Below are 16,351 nucleotides of genomic sequence, written 5' to 3'. Positions count from 1 at the left end.
CTCCGGTCCCGAAAGCCGGAGCGAAGAAAACTCAGATCATGTCGAGCGCGCGCGCGTCGAGCGGGTTCCAACCGATGCGGATATGCTGGCCCGGCGTCAGCTGGGTCTGGTCGATCGTGTTGCGGTACTTCATGACGAACTCGTCATTACCGGCGACGCGCATGCGGGCGCGCAGGATGTCGCCCATGTAAATGATCTCGAGAATCTGGGCGTCGATGGTGTGGGAACCGGCCGGGATCAGGTCCGGTTTGAACTCGACGCGCTCAGGACGGATGGAAACGAGGGTCTTTTCGCCCTTCTCTTTTACGTTCACTGCCGTTGCATCAATCTGCTCACCGTTCTCGAGACGCACCACGGCGCGGTCGCCATCGATGTCCTCAATCACACCGGCGAGCTTGTTGTTCTCGCCGATGAAGCCCGCGACGAAGCTGTTCTGCGGACGCTCGTAAAGTTCGGCGGGCGGCGCGAGCTGTTGGATACGGCCATCGTTGAACACGGCCACGCGGTCGGACATGGTCAATGCCTCGCCCTGATCGTGGGTCACGTATACAACAGTGATGCCGAGGCTTTCGTGGAGGTGCTTGATCTCGAACTGCATGTGTTCGCGAAGCTGTTTGTCGAGCGCGCCGAGCGGTTCGTCCATAAGGACGAGTTTTGGATCAAACACGAGCGCACGGGCCAGTGCGATCCGCTGTTGCTGACCACCGGACATCTGTGCCGGACGACGGTTCGCGAAGGCGCCCATCTGCACCATATCGAGCGCGCGTTTGATTTTCGCTTCACGCTCGGACTTGCCCATGCCGCGCACTTCGAGCGGGAAAGACAGGTTCTCACCAACGGTCATGTGCGGGAAGAGCGCATAGTTCTGGAACACCATGCCGATGCCACGTTTGTGCGGCGGCACTTGGTTGATCGGTTTGCCGTCGAGACGAATCTCACCGTGGGTGGCGGTCTCGAACCCTGCCAGCATCATGAGGCAGGTGGTCTTGCCGGACCCCGACGGCCCGAGCATGGTCAGGAATTCGCCCTTGGCCAGTTGCAGATTGAGGTCTTTCACCACGAGGGTCTCGCCGTCGTAGCTTTTCTGTACATGTTCGAAAGACACGAACGCGTCGTCGCGGGATCCCACCATGACCCAAACTCTCCCTGAGCTTTTTATTGTTAAGCCACCCTGCGTTTTGCGGTGTGGCTGAGATTTTCGGGGAGTATCTGTAGAGGGAAATTTTGCTGGCAGAATGAATGCGTCATTCAACAGGAAAAACTGCGGCGCTCGCGAAGATGGCGACGGCAGCAATTCACACATTGGCAATTATATATGCACAAATGCCAATTTACATAAATTTTGCGCTCAATTTGAGGGCAAGTCGGAAACTTCCGTAGGGGAAGTTTGTCGAAATGACTGCGGTGTCACACCATATTTGCGCCGGAACATGCGACTCAGGTGCGAAGAATCACAGAATCCACTGTCGACCGCGATCTGCGCGACGGACTTTTGCGTCTTCTCGACGAGGTGTTTCGCGAAATCGAGCCGCATGTCGAGGAAGGCCGCTTGTGGCGAGGTGTTGAGCGCCATCCGAAAGTGTCTTTCGATCTGACGCTTACTGTTGCCCATGCGGTGCGCAATGTCCTGCACGGAAATCGGTGTGTCGATGTTCTGCTGCATGAGCAGAAGCGCACGCTGGACGATGGGGTCCTGCGTCTTGAGATCAAGCGGAAGCCCGGGCTGTGGTTTGTCGGCTTGAAGCGCATCGTCAATGATCATGATGTGCAGGCTCTTGCTCGCCTGCGCGCGCCCGACATGTTTGTCGATGAGGTGCGCCGCGAGATGCGCGGAGCTCACACCACCGGAACAAGTGAGCCGGTCGCGGTCCACCACGAAGATCTGATCCGCCACTGGGTTGAGCCCCTCGAACTGTTCAAGGAAATCAGAGTGATGGAACCAGCTCACACAACACTTATACCCGTCCAAGAGCCCGGCTTGGTGCAAGAAGAACGCGCCGGTGCAAATCCCGACCAGAGGAATGTTGGCTTCGGCGGCTTGGTGAAGATACCGGTGATAGGCCTGACTCAGAGACGGCGTTTCATCCATCAAACCGCCCACAACGACGATGTAGTCGAAACGGCGCGGATCGCCGAGGCGCTCCTTTGGCTGGACGCTGATACCACAACTGGAGACGACCGGATCCATGGTATCGGATAGGACCGTCCAGTCGCAAAGGATAGGCCGACTCCGGTCGCCCTCATCCGCCGCCAGACGCAGGACATCGACGAAATTCGCGAAGGCGCAGAGCGTAAATCGTCGCGCGAGAATGAAGCCGACGGACAGGCGTGGCCCTTCTGTGCGTGGCTTTTGAGCCCGCAATGAGGTGGTCGGGCGGGCGACTCCGGATGTGTCCCGACCAGAAGTGTCTTGAGCAGATGGAGCCGTCATATTTGCATCTCCACACAGGAAACAACGTCATTCTGTCGTAGCGATAATCTCGCATTGACGCAATCGTTCTATTTTTCGGCGCAAAAAGTCGCCATCTTCCTCCCTACGATCAGAAACCCGGTCTCTCTGGTGGGGAAAGACGATTTGCATCGTCTTCTAGGAGGTCAAAGGGTTCGCGCACAGTCACAGTCTGCACTGCCAGAATGTTCGCGAACGCCTATGCGACTGACTAATTCCCGACAACACCTGAACCGGTCATCTGGGGGTAAACCCGTTTAGAACGGGAACACCTACGGGAGCATTGCCGCACGCCTTGCTCTCCAAATCTTGAAAATAATTCAAAGGCCTCACCGGCGGTGGGGGCTAACCCAAGGGCTTTGCTTTTTGGGACCGACAGAGAGGGAAAAATGAAAGTACTCGTTCCTGTAAAACGGGTGGTCGATTACAATGTGAAAATCCGTGTCAAAGCGGACAATTCCGGTGTCGAACTCGCCAACGTCAAAATGTCCATGAATCCCTTCGACGAGATCGCTGTCGAAGAGGCCGTGCGCCTGAAAGAAGCGGGCAAGGCCGATGAAGTCATCGCCGTATCCATCGGTGCCGCACAGGCTCAGGACGTTCTGCGCACCGCGCTCGCCATGGGTGCCGACCGTGCGATTCTCATCACCGTTGATGGCACGACCGAGCCGCTGACGGTAGCGAAGCTCCTGAAAGGCGTTGTTGCTGAGGAAGAGCCGGGTCTCGTGATCCTCGGCAAACAGGCCATTGATGATGACGCTAACCAGACCGGTCAGATGCTCTCTGCCCTTCTCGGCTGGTCGCAGGGCACCTTCGCTTCCGAAGTCGAACTGAGCGACGGTTCCGCGAAAGTCACGCGTGAGGTGGACGGCGGCCTTCAAGCCATCGAGATCAAGCTCCCCGCTGTCGTGACCGCCGACCTGCGTCTCAACGAGCCGCGCTATGCCTCTTTGCCGAACATCATGAAGGCAAAGAAAAAGCCGCTCGATCAGAAGACCCCCGCCGATTACGGCGTGACCGTCGAAAACCGTCTGAACGTGCTGCGCGTCGAAGAGCCGGCACAGCGTCAGGCCGGTATCAAAGTCGCCTCCGCCGCCGAGCTGATCGAAAAGCTCAAAAACGAAGCCGGCGTCATCTGACCGATAGGGGAACTGAAAACATGGCTACTCTTCTTTTTGCAGAACATGACAACGCGACCCTGTCGGACCAGACCGCAAAGGCCCTGACCGCAGCGTCCCAAATCGGCGGTGACGTCGACATCCTGATCGCGGGCAAAGACGCCGCTGCTGCCGCTGAGGCCGCCGCGAAACTCGCAGGCGTGCGCAAAGTGCTCGTCGCCGAGAGCGATGCACTCGCCGAGCGTCTCGCAGAGGCATCTGCCGCTCTCATCGTATCCCTCGCAGGCGACTACGACACCATCGTCGCACCGGCCACCACGACAGGCAAAAACGTGCTGCCGCGCGTCGCTGCCCTTCTCGACGTGATGCAGGTCTCCGAGGTGATCGAAGTGGTCTCTGCAGATACCTTCAAACGTCCGATCTACGCGGGCAACGCCATCGAAGTGGTGCAAGCCACCGATGCAACCAAAGTGCTCACCGTCCGCACCGCGAGCTTCGCTGCCGCTGGTGAAGGTGGCTCCGCTGCGGTTTCCTCAGTGGATGCACCGGCTGAGGGCAGCGATCTGTCCAGCTTCGTTCAGAACATCCTGTCTGAAAGCGACCGTCCGGAACTGAACTCCGCGAAAATCATCGTCTCCGGTGGCCGTGCCCTCGGTTCTGACGAGAAATTCAACGAGATCATCACCCCGCTCGCCGACAAACTCGGTGCCGCCGTTGGCGCGTCGCGCGCTGCTGTGGATGCTGGCTATGCCGCAAACGATCTTCAGGTCGGTCAGACCGGTAAAGTCGTGGCTCCAGATCTCTACATCGCCTGTGGCATTTCCGGTGCGATCCAGCACCTCGCCGGCATGAAGGACAGCAAAATCATCGTTGCGATCAACACCGATGAAGACGCGCCGATCTTCCAAGTGGCCGACTACGGCATCGTTGGCGATCTCTTCGAGATCGTGCCTGAGCTTGAGCGTCAACTCTGACGCTCACCCATCAGACATTTATGAACGGAACCAAACCAATGAGCTCCAATTCCTACACCCTGCGCATCGCCTGTGACGACCAGCCGGGCATCGTTGCCGCCGTCACCACCGCAATGTCCTCCCGCGGCGCGAACATCGCTGAGTCCAACCAGTTCTGGGACCGCAAGACGAACAAGTTCTTCCTGCGTATGTCCTGCCTCTTCCCGGAGGCCATCGAGCGCGACGCCATCGAACTGGCACTGAAACCGTCTGTGGACCGCTTCAACCTCAAGCTCAAAGTTGAGGACGAGACCCGCAAGCCGAAGATCATCATCATGGTGTCGAAATTCGACCACGCGATGCTGCACCTTCTCTACCAGATCAAAACTGGCTGGCTCGATGCAGAAGTGGTGGCCATCGTGTCCAACCATGAAGACGCCCGCAAAGTTGCCGATCAGGAAGGTATCCCGTTCCACTGCTGGCCGGTGAACAAAGAGAACAAAGCAGAGCAGGAAGAAAAGCTCTCCGCTCTCGTTCAGGAAACCGGTGCGGAGCTGGTGATCCTCGCCCGCTATATGCAGGTGATTTCCAACGAGCTGTCCAACCAGCTCTTCGGTATGATCATCAACATCCACCACTCCTTCCTGCCGTCCTTCAAAGGCGCAAAGCCGTATCACCAGGCCTATGACCGTGGTGTGAAACTCATCGGCGCGACCGCACACTACGTGACCCCGGACCTCGACGAAGGCCCGATCATCGAACAGGAAACCGAGCGCGTCACCCACACCATGTCTGCCGAAGACTTTGTGGCCACCGGCCGTGACATCGAGTCCCGCGTTCTCGCGCGTGCGGTGAAATACCACCTCGAAGGCCGCGTCATGCTCAATGATCACCGCACCGTGGTGTTCACTCCGTAATCCCTGCCCGTTAGGGGACCGGTTCTCCGGTCCCCTTTCATGATTATCAAGGAGGTGCGCAAATGACCGCACAAATCATCGACGGGAAAGCCTTTGCAGCCGGCCTCGGGGATCGGATTGCTGAAAAAGCAGCCGTATTCACCCAAAAATCGGGCCGCGCGCCCGGTCTTGCTGTGGTGCTCGTCGGCTCTGATCCGGCCAGCGAAATCTACGTCCGCTCCAAAGGTCGCATGGCCCGCAAGCTGGGCATGGAAAGCTTCGAGCACAGCCTGCCCGAAGACACGACGCAGGAAACCCTCATGGACCTCGTGGCGCAACTGAACGCCGACGAAACCGTAGACGGCATCCTCGTCCAGCTGCCCCTGCCCCGTCATCTCGATAGTCTTCAGGTTATCGAAGCCATCGATCCAGCCAAGGATGTCGACGGGCTCCATCCGCTGAGCGCGGGATATCTCGCATCCGGTCTGCCAGGGCTCGTGTCCTGCACGCCGCTCGGCTGCCTGATGCTTCTCAAGGACCAACTGGGTTCCCTCTCGGGCCTGGATGCCATCGTCGTCGGTCGCTCGATCCTCGTCGGCAAGCCGATGGCGCAGCTTCTGCTCGCAGAGAACTGCACCGTGACCATGGCGCATTCGCGCACCGCTGATCTTCCGGAAAAAGTCGGCAAGGCGGACATCGTTGTCGCCGCTGTCGGTCAGGCCGAAATGATCAAGGGTGACTGGATCAAACCGGGCGCCACCGTGATCGACGTGGGCACCAGCCGCATCATCCGCGACGGTGAGAAACACCTCGTGGGCGATGTGGACTTTGCCTCCGCCGCTGTGCGCGCGCGCGCCATCACCCCCGTGCCGGGGGGCGTCGGTCCGATGACCATTATGACGCTCATGCACAACACGCTCATTGCCGCATATCGCTGCAAAGGTTACGATATCCCGGAGCTGGGCGCATGACACGACGCCGAAATACCAATTTCGGCATGCATTCTGGCCGCGCGGAGGGAGTTTTCCTCCGCGCGGCTGTCGTCGGTTTCGGGGCCGACACGCTTCCCCGTAATTCTCGGCGCTCGCTCCCCGCGCCACACCCAGACAAACACCTCGAAAAGAAGGATTGAGAGATATGTCTTCGTTCCCCAGCAGGGCTAAAGTCGTTATCGTCGGTCTTGGCGGTATCGTTGGCGCGTCCGTCGCGCATCACCTCATCGAAAACGGTTGGGAAGATATTGTCGGCATCGACAAATCCGCAGTTCCCACGGACATCGGCTCCACCGGTCACGCGTCCGATTTCTGTTTCGCCACCAGCCACGATCTGTTGAGCACATGGAGCACCATGTACTCGATGGACTTCTACGAGAAGATGGGCCGTTATTCCCGCATCGGCGGCATCGAAGTCTGCCGCAAAGGCGACGAGGACCGTCTGACCGAGCTCAAGCGTCGCTGTGACTCCGGTCGTGCGTTCGGCTCCAACGTGAAGATGATCACGGCAGCAGAAGCCAAAGAAAAATTCCCGCTTCTCGAAGAAGACGAGATCGAATGCGCAATGTGGGATCCGGATGCCGGTCTCGTTGTGCCGCGCTCCCAAGCCGTTGCAGGCGAGCTGATCGACGCTGCCGAGAAATCTGGCAAGCTCAAAGTGTTCGCGAACACCCCGGCTCTGGAACTTCTGACCGAAAACGGTCGCGTCACCGGCGTGAAAACCCACCGTGGCACCATCATGGCCGATTACGTCGTGGTCTGTGCCGGTCTCTGGGGCCGCCTGATCGCCGAAATGGCTGGCGAAGACCTTCCGGTCATGCCGGTCGACCACCCGCTGACCTTCTTCGGACCGTATGATGAATTTGCAGGCACCGGCCTCGAGATCGGCCGCCCGCTGCTCCGCGACCAAGGCAACTCCGCCTACATGCGCGACACCGGCGATCCTGCGACCACCGAAGGTGGCCAGATGGAATGGGGCTACTACTACGAGAAAGACGTGCGCATGGTTCACCCGCGCGACATTCTCGAAAAAGAAGAAGCCCGCATGGGTCCGTCCATGCGCGACCTCGTTCTGGAAGACGTGATCGAGCCGCTCGAAAAAGCGATGGAACTCACCCCGATCCTCGCAGAACTCGGCTTCAACGAAGCGCACTCCTTCAACGGCCTGCTGCAAACCACCACCGATGGCGGTCCGTCCATGGGTGAGAGCCGCAAACTGCGTGGCCTGTGGTACGCCGTCGCGATCTGGGTCAAAGACGGCCCGGGCATGGGCAAGCTCATCGCCGACTGGATGACCAAAGGCCGCACCGATGTGGACCACAACGGCATCGATTACGCACGTTTCAGCGACTACCAGTTGACCGAAGAGTGGATTTGGGGCCGCTGCGAAGAAACCGCTGCCAAAATCTACAACCCGCCAGTGCACCCGCGTGAGCCTTTCGCTAACGGTCGCGGCGTCCGTCGTTCGCCGTTCTACGAGCGCGAAGTCGAACTCGGTGGCTACTTCATGGAGCTTGGCGGCTGGGAACGTGCCCATGGCTACGCAGCCAACGAGCACCTTCTCGAAAAATACGCAGATCAGGTTCCGGTGCGTGAAGCCGAGTGGGACAACCGTCACTTCTGGCGCGTCTCCAACGCCGAGCAACTCGAGATGTCCGCAGACTGCGGCATCATCAACCTGTCGCACTTCCACATGACCGACATCTCCGGACCGGACCACGTCGAGCTGATGGAATACCTCTGTGCGGCGAAAATCGGTGGCGACAACAACATCGGCAAGGGTATCTACACCCACATGCTCGATGAAGAAGGCATGGTTCGCGCCGACTTCACGGTGTTCCGCATGGAAGACCGCTGCCGCCTCGTGAACGGTGCCGACGCTGGTCCGCGCGATCTCATGTACATGAAGCGCATGGCCGAAGACCGCGGTCTCGACGTGACCATCACCGAGACGACCGAAGACTTCACCACCATCGGCATCTGGGGTCCGAACGCGCGTGAGAACCTGAAAAAGGTTGTCGCCGATCCGGACATGCTCGACATCGAGAACTTCCCGTTTGCAGCGATCAAGACGATCGAAATCGCAGGCAAGAAAGTCTCCGCGTTCCGCATCTCCTATGTGGGTGAGCAAGGTTGGGAACTTCACATGCGTTACGAAGACGGCCTCGCTGTCTGGGATGCACTGCGCTCGACCGGCGTGATGGCCGTGGGTGTCGAAACCTACGCCAACTCCCGTCGTCTGGAGAAATCCCTGCGTCTGCAGAACGCCGACCTGAACACGATGTACAACCTCTACGAGGCTGACCTGTCGCGTCCGAAGGTGAAAGAGGCCGACTTCGTTGGCAAAGCGAAGCACCTCGAATACCGTGCCCGCGAACAACAGCCGGCGATGCTCTGCACGCTGGTGATGCATGAGCACACGGACTCCAACGGCGTGAAGCGTTATCCGAACACCACCATGCCGGTGATGGATCCGGAAACGGGTGAGGTTCTCATCGACGAACTGGGCCGTCGTTCGTTCACCACCTCTGTGGCCTATGGCCCGACCGTTGGTAAAAACATCGCGCTCGCTTACCTGCCGAAAGAGTACTGTGAAGTGGGTCGCACGCTCCACGTCACCTACCTCGACGAGACCTATCCGGTCGAAGTCGCAGGTGTCGGCTACGCGCCGCTCTACGATCCGGAAAACTCCAAACCGCGCAGCTAAGGCGCGCTTTCCGATCAAACATCAAAGGGGCGCCTCGTGCGCCCCTTTTCCATGTCGGAATGACCGATTTGGATCGCTAAGTCGCGATCCTCTGTTGCTCAACCGGCGCGCATTTCGCGACGTCGGCAAAGCTGCTGCGGATGAGCCACTTGGTCAGCGTTCTTTCCATGAGGTCATGACCTGTCAGGCTGATCCGCCCGCTGTCGATCTCCGCCTCAAAAGTCGAGTGCCCCATCCATGCCGCCGTCAACGCGCGCAACTCGCAGACGACGAAAAGATCCACGTCAAATTTCGGATCGGTATAGCAGAGATCGGTCTCTTCACCGGGTTTCGCCACCAGCCAGTAATTCACCGTATCGTCCGGCTCGTTTTTGAGGATGAACTGGATGACACTTTTTCGCTTTGGCAATTGTAAAAGATCAATCTTCCGGCGGATATTCCACATCAGCACACGTGCATCGAGAGTCTGGAGGGATGCCTCGCAGTCGATATTGCGATGTGCCCATTCGCCCAGACCACGAATGAGCGGCTCCAATTCGTCCGCGAGCGGCGTCGTCAGATACTCGGCATGAGCGCCCGGGCCACCGCCGCTACGGACAACCAGGCCATTCATCTCCATCTCTTTCAAACGCTTGGACAAAAGTCCGGGTGACATCCCCGGAACGCCGCGCTGAATCTCGTTGAAACGGGTCGAGCCGGACCACATTTCGCACAGGAGGAGCATGGTCCATCGCGGCTCCAAAAGGCTCGCAGCCATCGCAACGGGACAAAACTTCGGGTAATTCGAATCTGACATTTCGGCACCTCCCCCTCAAGGAAAGCACTGATTGAGCCGATCCGTCCACTTCAGAAACTGTAGTGGGTTTGCTCCATTTCCTGAACTGGCCCGCCTGACGCGCTCCGTGTCACCCTCGTTTCACCAGAGTTTAGAGCGAAGGAGAACCGCAATGCCGTTGGTAGATATTGAAGTGATCGAAGGCGTATTCGACGCCGATCAGAAAGCGCAGATGATCCAGAAAGTGACCGACGCCATGGTCGAGGTGGAAGGGGAAAACATGCGCGGCGTCACTTGGGTGCGGGTGAAGGAAGTCCGCAGTGGCCAGTGGGGAATTGGCGGCAACACGCCAAGTGCCGATGACATCAAGGCCATGGCCGCAGGATGAATTGCGCGGCGACCGGACAGCGGGTCGGTCGCCGCCACCTCAACATTTTTCGGGAGATGCCGCTATGAACCGGAACATCCACGCCAGAGACGCACAGCTTCGCGCGATTTCAATTTTCTCGCAGCGACCGGAGAGCGCACGCGCGATCAATCGCGGCTCCGCCGAAGTGCGGGACGGGTTGAGCTGCATCTATGAACAGGATGGGCACAAAGTCTCCGTCGACATGCCCAGCGCAATCGGAGGAAGCGAAGAAGGGCCTGCACCGGGCTACTTCGGCCGCGCTGCGATTTGCAGCTGTCTCGCAATCGGGATCAAAATGACGGCCGCGCGAGAGGGTTTTAATATCGACACAGTCCGCGTCGGGATCGAGCAGGACTGGGACAACCGCGGAGTGCTCGGAATGGAGGGCGTAAACGCCGCGCCGAACGACACGCGGATCACCATCGAGATCAGAAGCCCTGAGCCGGAGGAAAAGGTTCGGGAGTTGGTCCGACGCGCGCTTTCGCACGACCCTTGGTTCCTCGCCTTTCGGGATGCGCAGCCGATCAGCACCGCGATTTCTGTTTTGGAAGGAGCTAAGTGATGGATGCCAGGCTTCAACTCCGCGTACAGCGCTACGGCTGGGATGTCGCAGCATCGCACTACCACGCCGCATGGGAGGACCAGTTGCGACCTGCTCATGACCAGCTTCTTAAGATGGCTGATTTGGAAAAGGGACAGCGGGTCATTGAGACAGCATGCGGCAGCGGGCTCGTGACGCTTCGGCTCTCCGAAGCGGTTGCCGATACCGGACATATTCTCGCGACGGACCTTTCGCAGGGAATGATTAACGACCTACAGAGCCGATTGGACGCGTGCGATGTCACGCACATCGAAGTTGCACGTATGGCCGCAGAGAAACTCGACGTGCAGGACCAGTCTTTTGATGCTGCGATCTGCGCTCTTGGGCTGATGTATACGCCCGATCCCGCCGCGGCTGTCACAGCGATGTCTCGGGTCGTCATCCCTGGCGGCACGGTCGCGGCAACCGTCTGGGGCGAACGCCGCAATTGTGGGTGGGCCGATGTCTTCCCCATCGTTGATGCTCGCGTGGCATCAGAGGTCTGTCCGATGTTTTTTGGAACCGGCGCTCCTAATGCGCTGACACGGCTCTTTGCCGACGCGGGTCTGATAGACATAGAGGAGCACCGCCAGTTCGAGACATTGGTGTTCAAGTCAGAGGCTGACGTCGTGGAGTCCGTTCTGCTCGGCGGGCCTGTGGCGCTCGCTGTCAAACGGTTTGACGCGGATGTCTGGTCCGAAGTTTGTCAGGAGTTCTTGGCGTCGATCAAAGATTGCAAGCGGACCGACGGGAGCTATGCGATCCCGGGTGAGTTCGTGACTGCGCGAGGAACACGTTCGCCCAACTAGATCCGCATTTCCCATCTGGATGTGACATAAATGGGCTTGCAGCGCCAGTTCACATTACGCGGAGGAAGCTGTCGCAATCGCAAACTAGTGGTTGCGCTCGCAGCAAGCCCGAGTTTATTACTCGGGTAAATTCCGACTCTATTAGTCGGAAAAAGTAACGCACTTAAAATTCATCACGATGGGAAAATCCATGAGACTTCTAGCTGCGACATTCTCTGTCGCGTTGACGCCGCTTGTTGCTTTTGCTGCCGAGGTCACAGTTCCAGCATGGGATGGAACAGCCACCGTCGAGACCTCTCCGAAATCTGTCGTCGCCTTTGACTTGGCCGCCATCGACACCCTGAACGCACTGGGCGTGACGCTGGACGGTATTCCGTCAGTTGCCGCGCCCACGTACCTCAAGGATGTCTTTGAGGAGACGAATACAGTCGGCACACTGTTTGAGCCCGACCTCGAAGCGCTCGCCATTCTCGGACCCGACCTCATCGTCGCCGGCGGACGATCCCAAGAAGCAATTGGCGCAATGCGCGAGGTTGCTCCGACGCTAGACATGACCATCGAGGGCGAAGACCTCCTCGCGGAATCCAAGGCGCGGACCAAAGCCTATGGCGCGATTTTCGAGAAAGAAGCCGAAGCGGCCGAGTTGATTGGGGCACTCGATGCCAAACTCGAAGACGTGCGGTCTGTCGTCGCCGACAAAGGTAACGCGCTCATCCTCATGACTAACGGCGGCAAGCTCTCTGCCTACGGCGACGACAGCCGTTTTGGGTGGCTGCACACTGAGACAGGCATTCCGGAGGCCTATCCTGACGTGACCGCCGAGGATCACGGACAGTCTGTGTCGTTCGAATTCATTGCGGACGTGAACCCCGACTGGATCCTCGTGATTGACCGCCTGTCCGCAATCGGGCGCGAAGGCGAAGCTGCGGCAGCAACCCTCGACAACCCGCTGGTGGCGGGCACGACCGCAGGGACGAAGGGCCAGATCATCTATCTCGATAGCGCCGCGCTCTACCTCGCGGCAGGCGGGGCAACCGCAACTCAGATCGTTCTCGACCAGCTAATCGAAGGCTACGCGACAGCCGGGAGCTAACACCTTGAAGAAGATGACACTCGTCGTCCTCGGGCTCGCGCTTCTCATCAGTGCGAGCCTTTTGATCGGCGCCACCAATATCTTTTCCGGCGATCTCGACACGGGCCTCATTCTCGCGGTCAGTCGTGTTCCGAGAACCTTTGCGGCCATTCTGGCGGGGGCGGGATTGGCTTTGGCAGGCGTGGTCACACAACAGGTCGTCCAGAACAGACTGGTCGAGCCGAGCCTCGTCGGAACGCCAGAAGCCGCCATGATCGGTCTTTTGGCGATCACGCTCATCGCGCCGGGGGCGCCTGTGATTGCCAAAATGTCCGTCGCGGCAACGACTGCGCTGATCGGCACATTCGGTTTTTTCCTGCTCGCCCGCATGGTCCCGCGCCGTGACCCGATGCTTCTGCCCCTGACTGGTATGATTTACGCAGGTATTCTTGGTGCGGCGGCCACCTATGTCGCGTGGATTACCGATCTCGTCCAGTACATCAACATATGGCAGTCGGGGGAATTCTCCGGCGTTCTGAGAGGGCGTTACGAACTTCTGTGGATTATCGCCGCGCTCGCCGTGGCGCTCTATTTCCTCGCAGACCGGATCACGATTCTCGGGCTGGGGGAGGATTACGCGCGGTCGCTCGGCCTCAATTACCGTCAGACCGTCTATCTCGGCCTCGCCATTGTCGCCCTGATGGTCGCTGTGATCGTTGTCACCGTCGGCGCGATGCCTTTTGTCGGGCTCGTTGTCCCTAACATTGTTTCCCGCATCTGGGGGGATAACCTGCGCCGAAATCTCCCGATCATTGCTTTGCTGGGCGCGGTCTTTGTGCTCGGCTCGGACGTCATTGGACGGATTGTGCGCTGGCCCTACGAAATTCCTGCGGCGACGATCTTTGCAATCGTTGGAGCCGTCATCTTCCTCTGGCTGCTCAACGTGCGGAAGGCAGGGTCTCATGGCTAAGCGTCGTTTGACCTACCTCGCGCTGATTCTCATCGGCGTGTCCGCCTTCTTTCTCTTCTGGAACTTGCGCGGCCCTGTCGGGTTCATCCTGAACCTTCGCGCCGAAAAACTCGCGACACTGATCTTCGTCGGCGCAGCATCTGGCGCGGCGACCATCGTGTTTCAGACGGTTGCAAGCAACCGTCTCCTCACGCCCGGCATCGTCGGCTTCGATGCGCTGTTTATTTTTATCCAAACCATGGCAGTCATGGCCTTGGGAAGTGCCGGCTTTGCGACGCTCCCCGCCCTTCCGAAATTTCTGACTGAGACGGCGGTGCTCACCCTCTTTGCGACGGCTCTCTTCGGAATCCTGTTTCGCACCGGTGCGCGTGACGTTGTTCGGATGATTTTGACCGGCGTCATTCTCGGCACATTGCTCCGTGCGCTCGCAGGTTTTGCGCAGAGATTGCTCGCCCCGTCAGAGTTCGCTGTTCTCCAACAATCCCTCGTCGCGAGCTTCAATGTGATTGATGATGAATTGATTGCCCCAGCGGGCATTGCACTATGTGTCGCGCTCGCGGTGTGCCTCTGGATGGCGCGCGGTCTGGATGTCGCCTCGCTCGGTCGCGACAAAGCACGCACCTTGGGCCTGCATTACGACCGGTTTGTCTTTCTCGCGCTGATCGTTGTCTCAGTGATGGTCTCTGTCTCAACTGCGCTTGTTGGGCCAGTTATCTTCCTTGGTCTCCTCGCCGCGAGCCTCGCTCACGCGGCGCTCAAGGACCACAGGCACCTCGTCCTCATTCCCGCAGCAGCACTCATCGGCGCAACAATTCTCGTTACAGGCCAAACAGCGTTCGAGCGCGTCTTCGGCCTTCAATCCTCGCTCGCCATCGTCGTCGAATTCGCTGGCGGGTTGCTCTTCCTCGCTCTTGTCCTGAGGAGATCTTCATGATCACCGTTTCCAACCTGACGCTGCGCCGTGGCGGCTCGACCGTTCTTGACCAGATTGATCTGCAAATCCCGGACAAAGGGATCGTCGCGATCATCGGCCCGAATGGTGCAGGTAAGTCTACTCTGCTCCACAGCTTGGCGGGGCTGCAGAAGCCCGACAGTGGAACGGTCGAAATTGGCGGCGGAGACATCCACAATATGAAAGAGCAAGATCGCGCAAAAGTGCTCTCTTTCCTCACGCAGAGCCAAGGCGCCGTGCCGCGCCTCTCTGTACGTGACCTTATCTCCTTCGGACGTTGGCCGCATCACCGCGGACGACCGACGGCAGAGGACCGCGCCATCATCGACGATGCGATCGACCGGTTCGACCTGAACGCATTGGAAAGCCGCGAAGTCGAGTCGCTCTCGGGCGGTCAAAAACAGCGCGCCTATATCGCAATGGCTTACGCACAGAGCACACCATGGATGTTTCTCGATGAACCGCTCGCGGCGCTTGATCCGAAATACACACGTGACATCATGGATCGCCTTCGCGGCCTCAAAGACAGGAGCATCCTCATCGTGCTGCACGACCTGTCCGTTGCAGCCAACCACGCAGATTGGGTAATCGGCCTCAAAGGTGGCTCAGTCCATTGTGCGGGTGCATGGGATGAGGTCATCACGTCTGAGACACTGTCTGACCTCTACGAAGTGCGCCTGCGTCTCACCGAGGTTGAAAACCAGAAGACAGTGATCTGGGGATAAAGCGTCCCCCCCCTCCCCTGAGATGCATTCGACCCGACAGTGAGAAATCCTCAGTCCGCTCCCGCAGCTTCGGCCGTTATATTCAGACAGCAATCTGACTGACCCGAGAGGAACGAAACGTGAGTGACGATCTCGCCGCAAACTATAAAAAGGCCTTCGATAACGCGATCGGACTGGGCGACCGCCCCGCGCTTGTTCTCATCGATTTTGCGCAGGCGTATTATGATCCCGAGTGCCCGCTCTTCGGCGGCGAGGGATGCAAAACGGCGCTCGAGTCCGCGCTCCGCATTCGCGAAGCGGCGCATGCCGCGGGCCTGCCCGTTGTATTGACCGAAATGTCGCTGCACCCGTCGGGCGTAAATGCCGGTCGCTTCTTCGAGAAATCAAAACCGCTTGAAAGCTTCATTCCTGGGCGTTCAACCGCAGCTTTCGCAGACGGTCTCGTCCCACGCGAGGACGAAGTGATCATCTCGAAACAATACCCCTCGGCGTTCTTCGGTAGCTCGCTTGCACCGATGCTAACCGCGATGGGGATCGATACCGTCATCCTCGGCGGCCTATCCACCTCCGGCTGCGTCCGCGCAAGCTGCGTCGACTCGATGTCTTACGGCTTCCGCACTGCTGTTGTGTCCGATGCCTGCGGCGATCGTCACCCCGCCCCGCATGAGGCCAACCTTTTTGATATGAACGCGAAATACGCCGACGTGGTGAGCGAGGCAGACATCCTCAGCTACATCGCTGGTTTTGCGAAAGAAACGACTGCAGCCTGAGCGAGCCAAAAGCGAGAGAACAGGCCCCGCAAGTTCGCGGGGCTTTTCATTTTCCAGGGCTGAAACCAGAATTCGGAAATTGCTGCAGGATTGTGCATCTGCGGCCACGAGAGCAAATATTCACATCTTTTTGGCGCAACCAATGCGATTTACGCACAATCCTGCAGCTCTCGG

16 protein-coding genes are annotated in these 16,351 nt (G+C 58.8%); 13 read left to right on the top strand and 3 right to left on the bottom strand.

What is annotated here, in order from left to right; genetic code table 11:
• Positions 1 to 31: 31 nt before the first annotated feature.
• Positions 32 to 1,132: an ABC transporter ATP-binding protein gene (locus LA304_RS03515; protein ID WP_224501737.1), complete on the bottom strand. Its 1,101-nt coding sequence runs from the start codon at positions 1,130 to 1,132 to the stop codon at positions 32 to 34.
• Positions 1,133 to 1,348: 216 nt separating this feature from the next.
• Entirely contained in the window at positions 1,349 to 2,431 is a 1,083-nt protein-coding gene (locus tag LA304_RS03510) for a GlxA family transcriptional regulator (protein WP_224501736.1), read from the bottom strand.
• A gap of 407 nt (positions 2,432 to 2,838) precedes the next feature.
• On the opposite strand from LA304_RS03510, the gene LA304_RS03505 reads away from it, so the two are divergent.
• The 5 genes from LA304_RS03505 to LA304_RS03485 all read left to right on the top strand — a co-directional run bounded on the left by LA304_RS03505 (position 2,839) and on the right by LA304_RS03485 (position 9,115).
• On the top strand, positions 2,839 to 3,588 hold the full coding sequence (locus LA304_RS03505) for an electron transfer flavoprotein subunit beta/FixA family protein (RefSeq protein WP_224501735.1): 750 nt from the start codon (positions 2,839 to 2,841) through the stop codon (positions 3,586 to 3,588).
• A gap of 20 nt (positions 3,589 to 3,608) precedes the next feature.
• Entirely contained in the window at positions 3,609 to 4,541 is a 933-nt protein-coding gene (locus LA304_RS03500) for an electron transfer flavoprotein subunit alpha/FixB family protein (RefSeq protein ID WP_224501734.1), read from the top strand.
• A 38-nt stretch (positions 4,542 to 4,579) separates the two neighbouring features.
• On the top strand, positions 4,580 to 5,437 hold the full coding sequence (gene purU / locus LA304_RS03495) for a formyltetrahydrofolate deformylase (RefSeq protein WP_224501733.1): 858 nt from the start codon (positions 4,580 to 4,582) through the stop codon (positions 5,435 to 5,437).
• 62 nt (positions 5,438 to 5,499) lie between these two features.
• Complete coding sequence (gene folD, locus LA304_RS03490; protein WP_224501732.1) at positions 5,500 to 6,387, top strand: bifunctional methylenetetrahydrofolate dehydrogenase/methenyltetrahydrofolate cyclohydrolase FolD; 888 nt, start codon at positions 5,500 to 5,502, stop codon at positions 6,385 to 6,387.
• A gap of 166 nt (positions 6,388 to 6,553) precedes the next feature.
• Positions 6,554 to 9,115 carry a GcvT family protein gene (locus LA304_RS03485; protein ID WP_224501731.1) on the top strand — a complete coding sequence of 854 codons (2,562 nt, stop codon included), beginning with the start codon at positions 6,554 to 6,556 and terminating at the stop codon, positions 9,113 to 9,115.
• A gap of 76 nt (positions 9,116 to 9,191) precedes the next feature.
• On the opposite strand, the gene LA304_RS03480 is transcribed toward LA304_RS03485, so the two are convergent.
• The gene (locus LA304_RS03480) at positions 9,192 to 9,911 is read right to left on the bottom strand and encodes a winged helix-turn-helix transcriptional regulator (protein WP_224501730.1); all 720 of its coding nucleotides are present in this window, start codon (positions 9,909 to 9,911) and stop codon (positions 9,192 to 9,194) included.
• 151 nt (positions 9,912 to 10,062) lie between these two features.
• On the opposite strand from LA304_RS03480, the gene LA304_RS03475 reads away from it, so the two are divergent.
• The 8 genes from LA304_RS03475 to LA304_RS03440 all read left to right on the top strand — a co-directional run bounded on the left by LA304_RS03475 (position 10,063) and on the right by LA304_RS03440 (position 16,177).
• Positions 10,063 to 10,278, top strand: coding sequence for a tautomerase family protein (locus tag LA304_RS03475; RefSeq protein ID WP_224501729.1), 216 nt, complete (start codon positions 10,063 to 10,065; stop codon positions 10,276 to 10,278).
• Positions 10,279 to 10,342: 64 nt separating this feature from the next.
• Positions 10,343 to 10,861: an OsmC family protein gene (locus LA304_RS03470; protein ID WP_224501728.1), complete on the top strand. Its 519-nt coding sequence runs from the start codon at positions 10,343 to 10,345 to the stop codon at positions 10,859 to 10,861.
• A complete protein-coding gene (locus LA304_RS03465; RefSeq protein WP_224501727.1) occupies positions 10,861 to 11,688 on the top strand; it encodes a class I SAM-dependent methyltransferase in 828 nt (275 codons plus the stop codon). Before LA304_RS03470 ends, LA304_RS03465 begins: the two co-directional genes overlap by 1 nt.
• A 190-nt stretch (positions 11,689 to 11,878) precedes the next feature.
• Positions 11,879 to 12,781 carry a siderophore ABC transporter substrate-binding protein gene (locus tag LA304_RS03460; protein ID WP_224501726.1) on the top strand — a complete coding sequence of 301 codons (903 nt, stop codon included), beginning with the start codon at positions 11,879 to 11,881 and terminating at the stop codon, positions 12,779 to 12,781.
• Between the two features lie 13 nt (positions 12,782 to 12,794).
• Positions 12,795 to 13,730 (top strand): ABC transporter permease, encoded by a 936-nt coding sequence (locus LA304_RS03455; protein WP_224502471.1) that lies wholly within the window; start codon positions 12,795 to 12,797, stop codon positions 13,728 to 13,730.
• The gene (locus LA304_RS03450) at positions 13,723 to 14,664 is read left to right on the top strand and encodes an iron chelate uptake ABC transporter family permease subunit (RefSeq protein ID WP_224501725.1); all 942 of its coding nucleotides are present in this window, start codon (positions 13,723 to 13,725) and stop codon (positions 14,662 to 14,664) included. Before LA304_RS03455 ends, LA304_RS03450 begins: the two co-directional genes overlap by 8 nt.
• Positions 14,661 to 15,407, top strand: coding sequence for an ATP-binding cassette domain-containing protein (locus LA304_RS03445; RefSeq protein ID WP_224501724.1), 747 nt, complete (start codon positions 14,661 to 14,663; stop codon positions 15,405 to 15,407). Before LA304_RS03450 ends, LA304_RS03445 begins: the two co-directional genes overlap by 4 nt.
• 119 nt (positions 15,408 to 15,526) lie before the next feature.
• Positions 15,527 to 16,177 carry an isochorismatase family protein gene (locus LA304_RS03440; protein WP_224501723.1) on the top strand — a complete coding sequence of 217 codons (651 nt, stop codon included), beginning with the start codon at positions 15,527 to 15,529 and terminating at the stop codon, positions 16,175 to 16,177.
• Positions 16,178 to 16,351 lie beyond the last annotated feature (174 nt).

It is taken from the genome of Celeribacter litoreus, from assembly GCF_020165855.1.
Classification (GTDB): domain Bacteria; phylum Pseudomonadota; class Alphaproteobacteria; order Rhodobacterales; family Rhodobacteraceae; genus Celeribacter; species Celeribacter litoreus.
Note: the sequence above shows the minus strand (reverse complement) of the source record. Positions and strands in the feature narration are given on the sequence as shown.

Coding starts and splice junctions, on each gene's coding strand:
- LA304_RS03515 (WP_224501737.1), bottom strand. CDS start 1,132: ATGGTGGGATCCCGCGACGACGCGTTCGTGTCTTTCGAACATGTACAG.
- LA304_RS03500 (WP_224501734.1), top strand. CDS start 3,609: ATGGCTACTCTTCTTTTTGCAGAACATGACAACGCGACCCTGTCGGAC.
- LA304_RS03505 (WP_224501735.1), top strand. CDS start 2,839: ATGAAAGTACTCGTTCCTGTAAAACGGGTGGTCGATTACAATGTGAAA.
- LA304_RS03450 (WP_224501725.1), top strand. CDS start 13,723: ATGGCTAAGCGTCGTTTGACCTACCTCGCGCTGATTCTCATCGGCGTG.
- LA304_RS03470 (WP_224501728.1), top strand. CDS start 10,343: ATGAACCGGAACATCCACGCCAGAGACGCACAGCTTCGCGCGATTTCA.
- LA304_RS03445 (WP_224501724.1), top strand. CDS start 14,661: ATGATCACCGTTTCCAACCTGACGCTGCGCCGTGGCGGCTCGACCGTT.
- LA304_RS03460 (WP_224501726.1), top strand. CDS start 11,879: ATGAGACTTCTAGCTGCGACATTCTCTGTCGCGTTGACGCCGCTTGTT.
- folD (WP_224501732.1), top strand. CDS start 5,500: ATGACCGCACAAATCATCGACGGGAAAGCCTTTGCAGCCGGCCTCGGG.
- LA304_RS03455 (WP_224502471.1), top strand. CDS start 12,795: ATGACACTCGTCGTCCTCGGGCTCGCGCTTCTCATCAGTGCGAGCCTT.
- LA304_RS03485 (WP_224501731.1), top strand. CDS start 6,554: ATGTCTTCGTTCCCCAGCAGGGCTAAAGTCGTTATCGTCGGTCTTGGC.
- LA304_RS03475 (WP_224501729.1), top strand. CDS start 10,063: ATGCCGTTGGTAGATATTGAAGTGATCGAAGGCGTATTCGACGCCGAT.
- LA304_RS03465 (WP_224501727.1), top strand. CDS start 10,861: ATGGATGCCAGGCTTCAACTCCGCGTACAGCGCTACGGCTGGGATGTC.
- LA304_RS03480 (WP_224501730.1), bottom strand. CDS start 9,911: ATGTCAGATTCGAATTACCCGAAGTTTTGTCCCGTTGCGATGGCTGCG.
- purU (WP_224501733.1), top strand. CDS start 4,580: ATGAGCTCCAATTCCTACACCCTGCGCATCGCCTGTGACGACCAGCCG.
- LA304_RS03510 (WP_224501736.1), bottom strand. CDS start 2,431: ATGACGGCTCCATCTGCTCAAGACACTTCTGGTCGGGACACATCCGGA.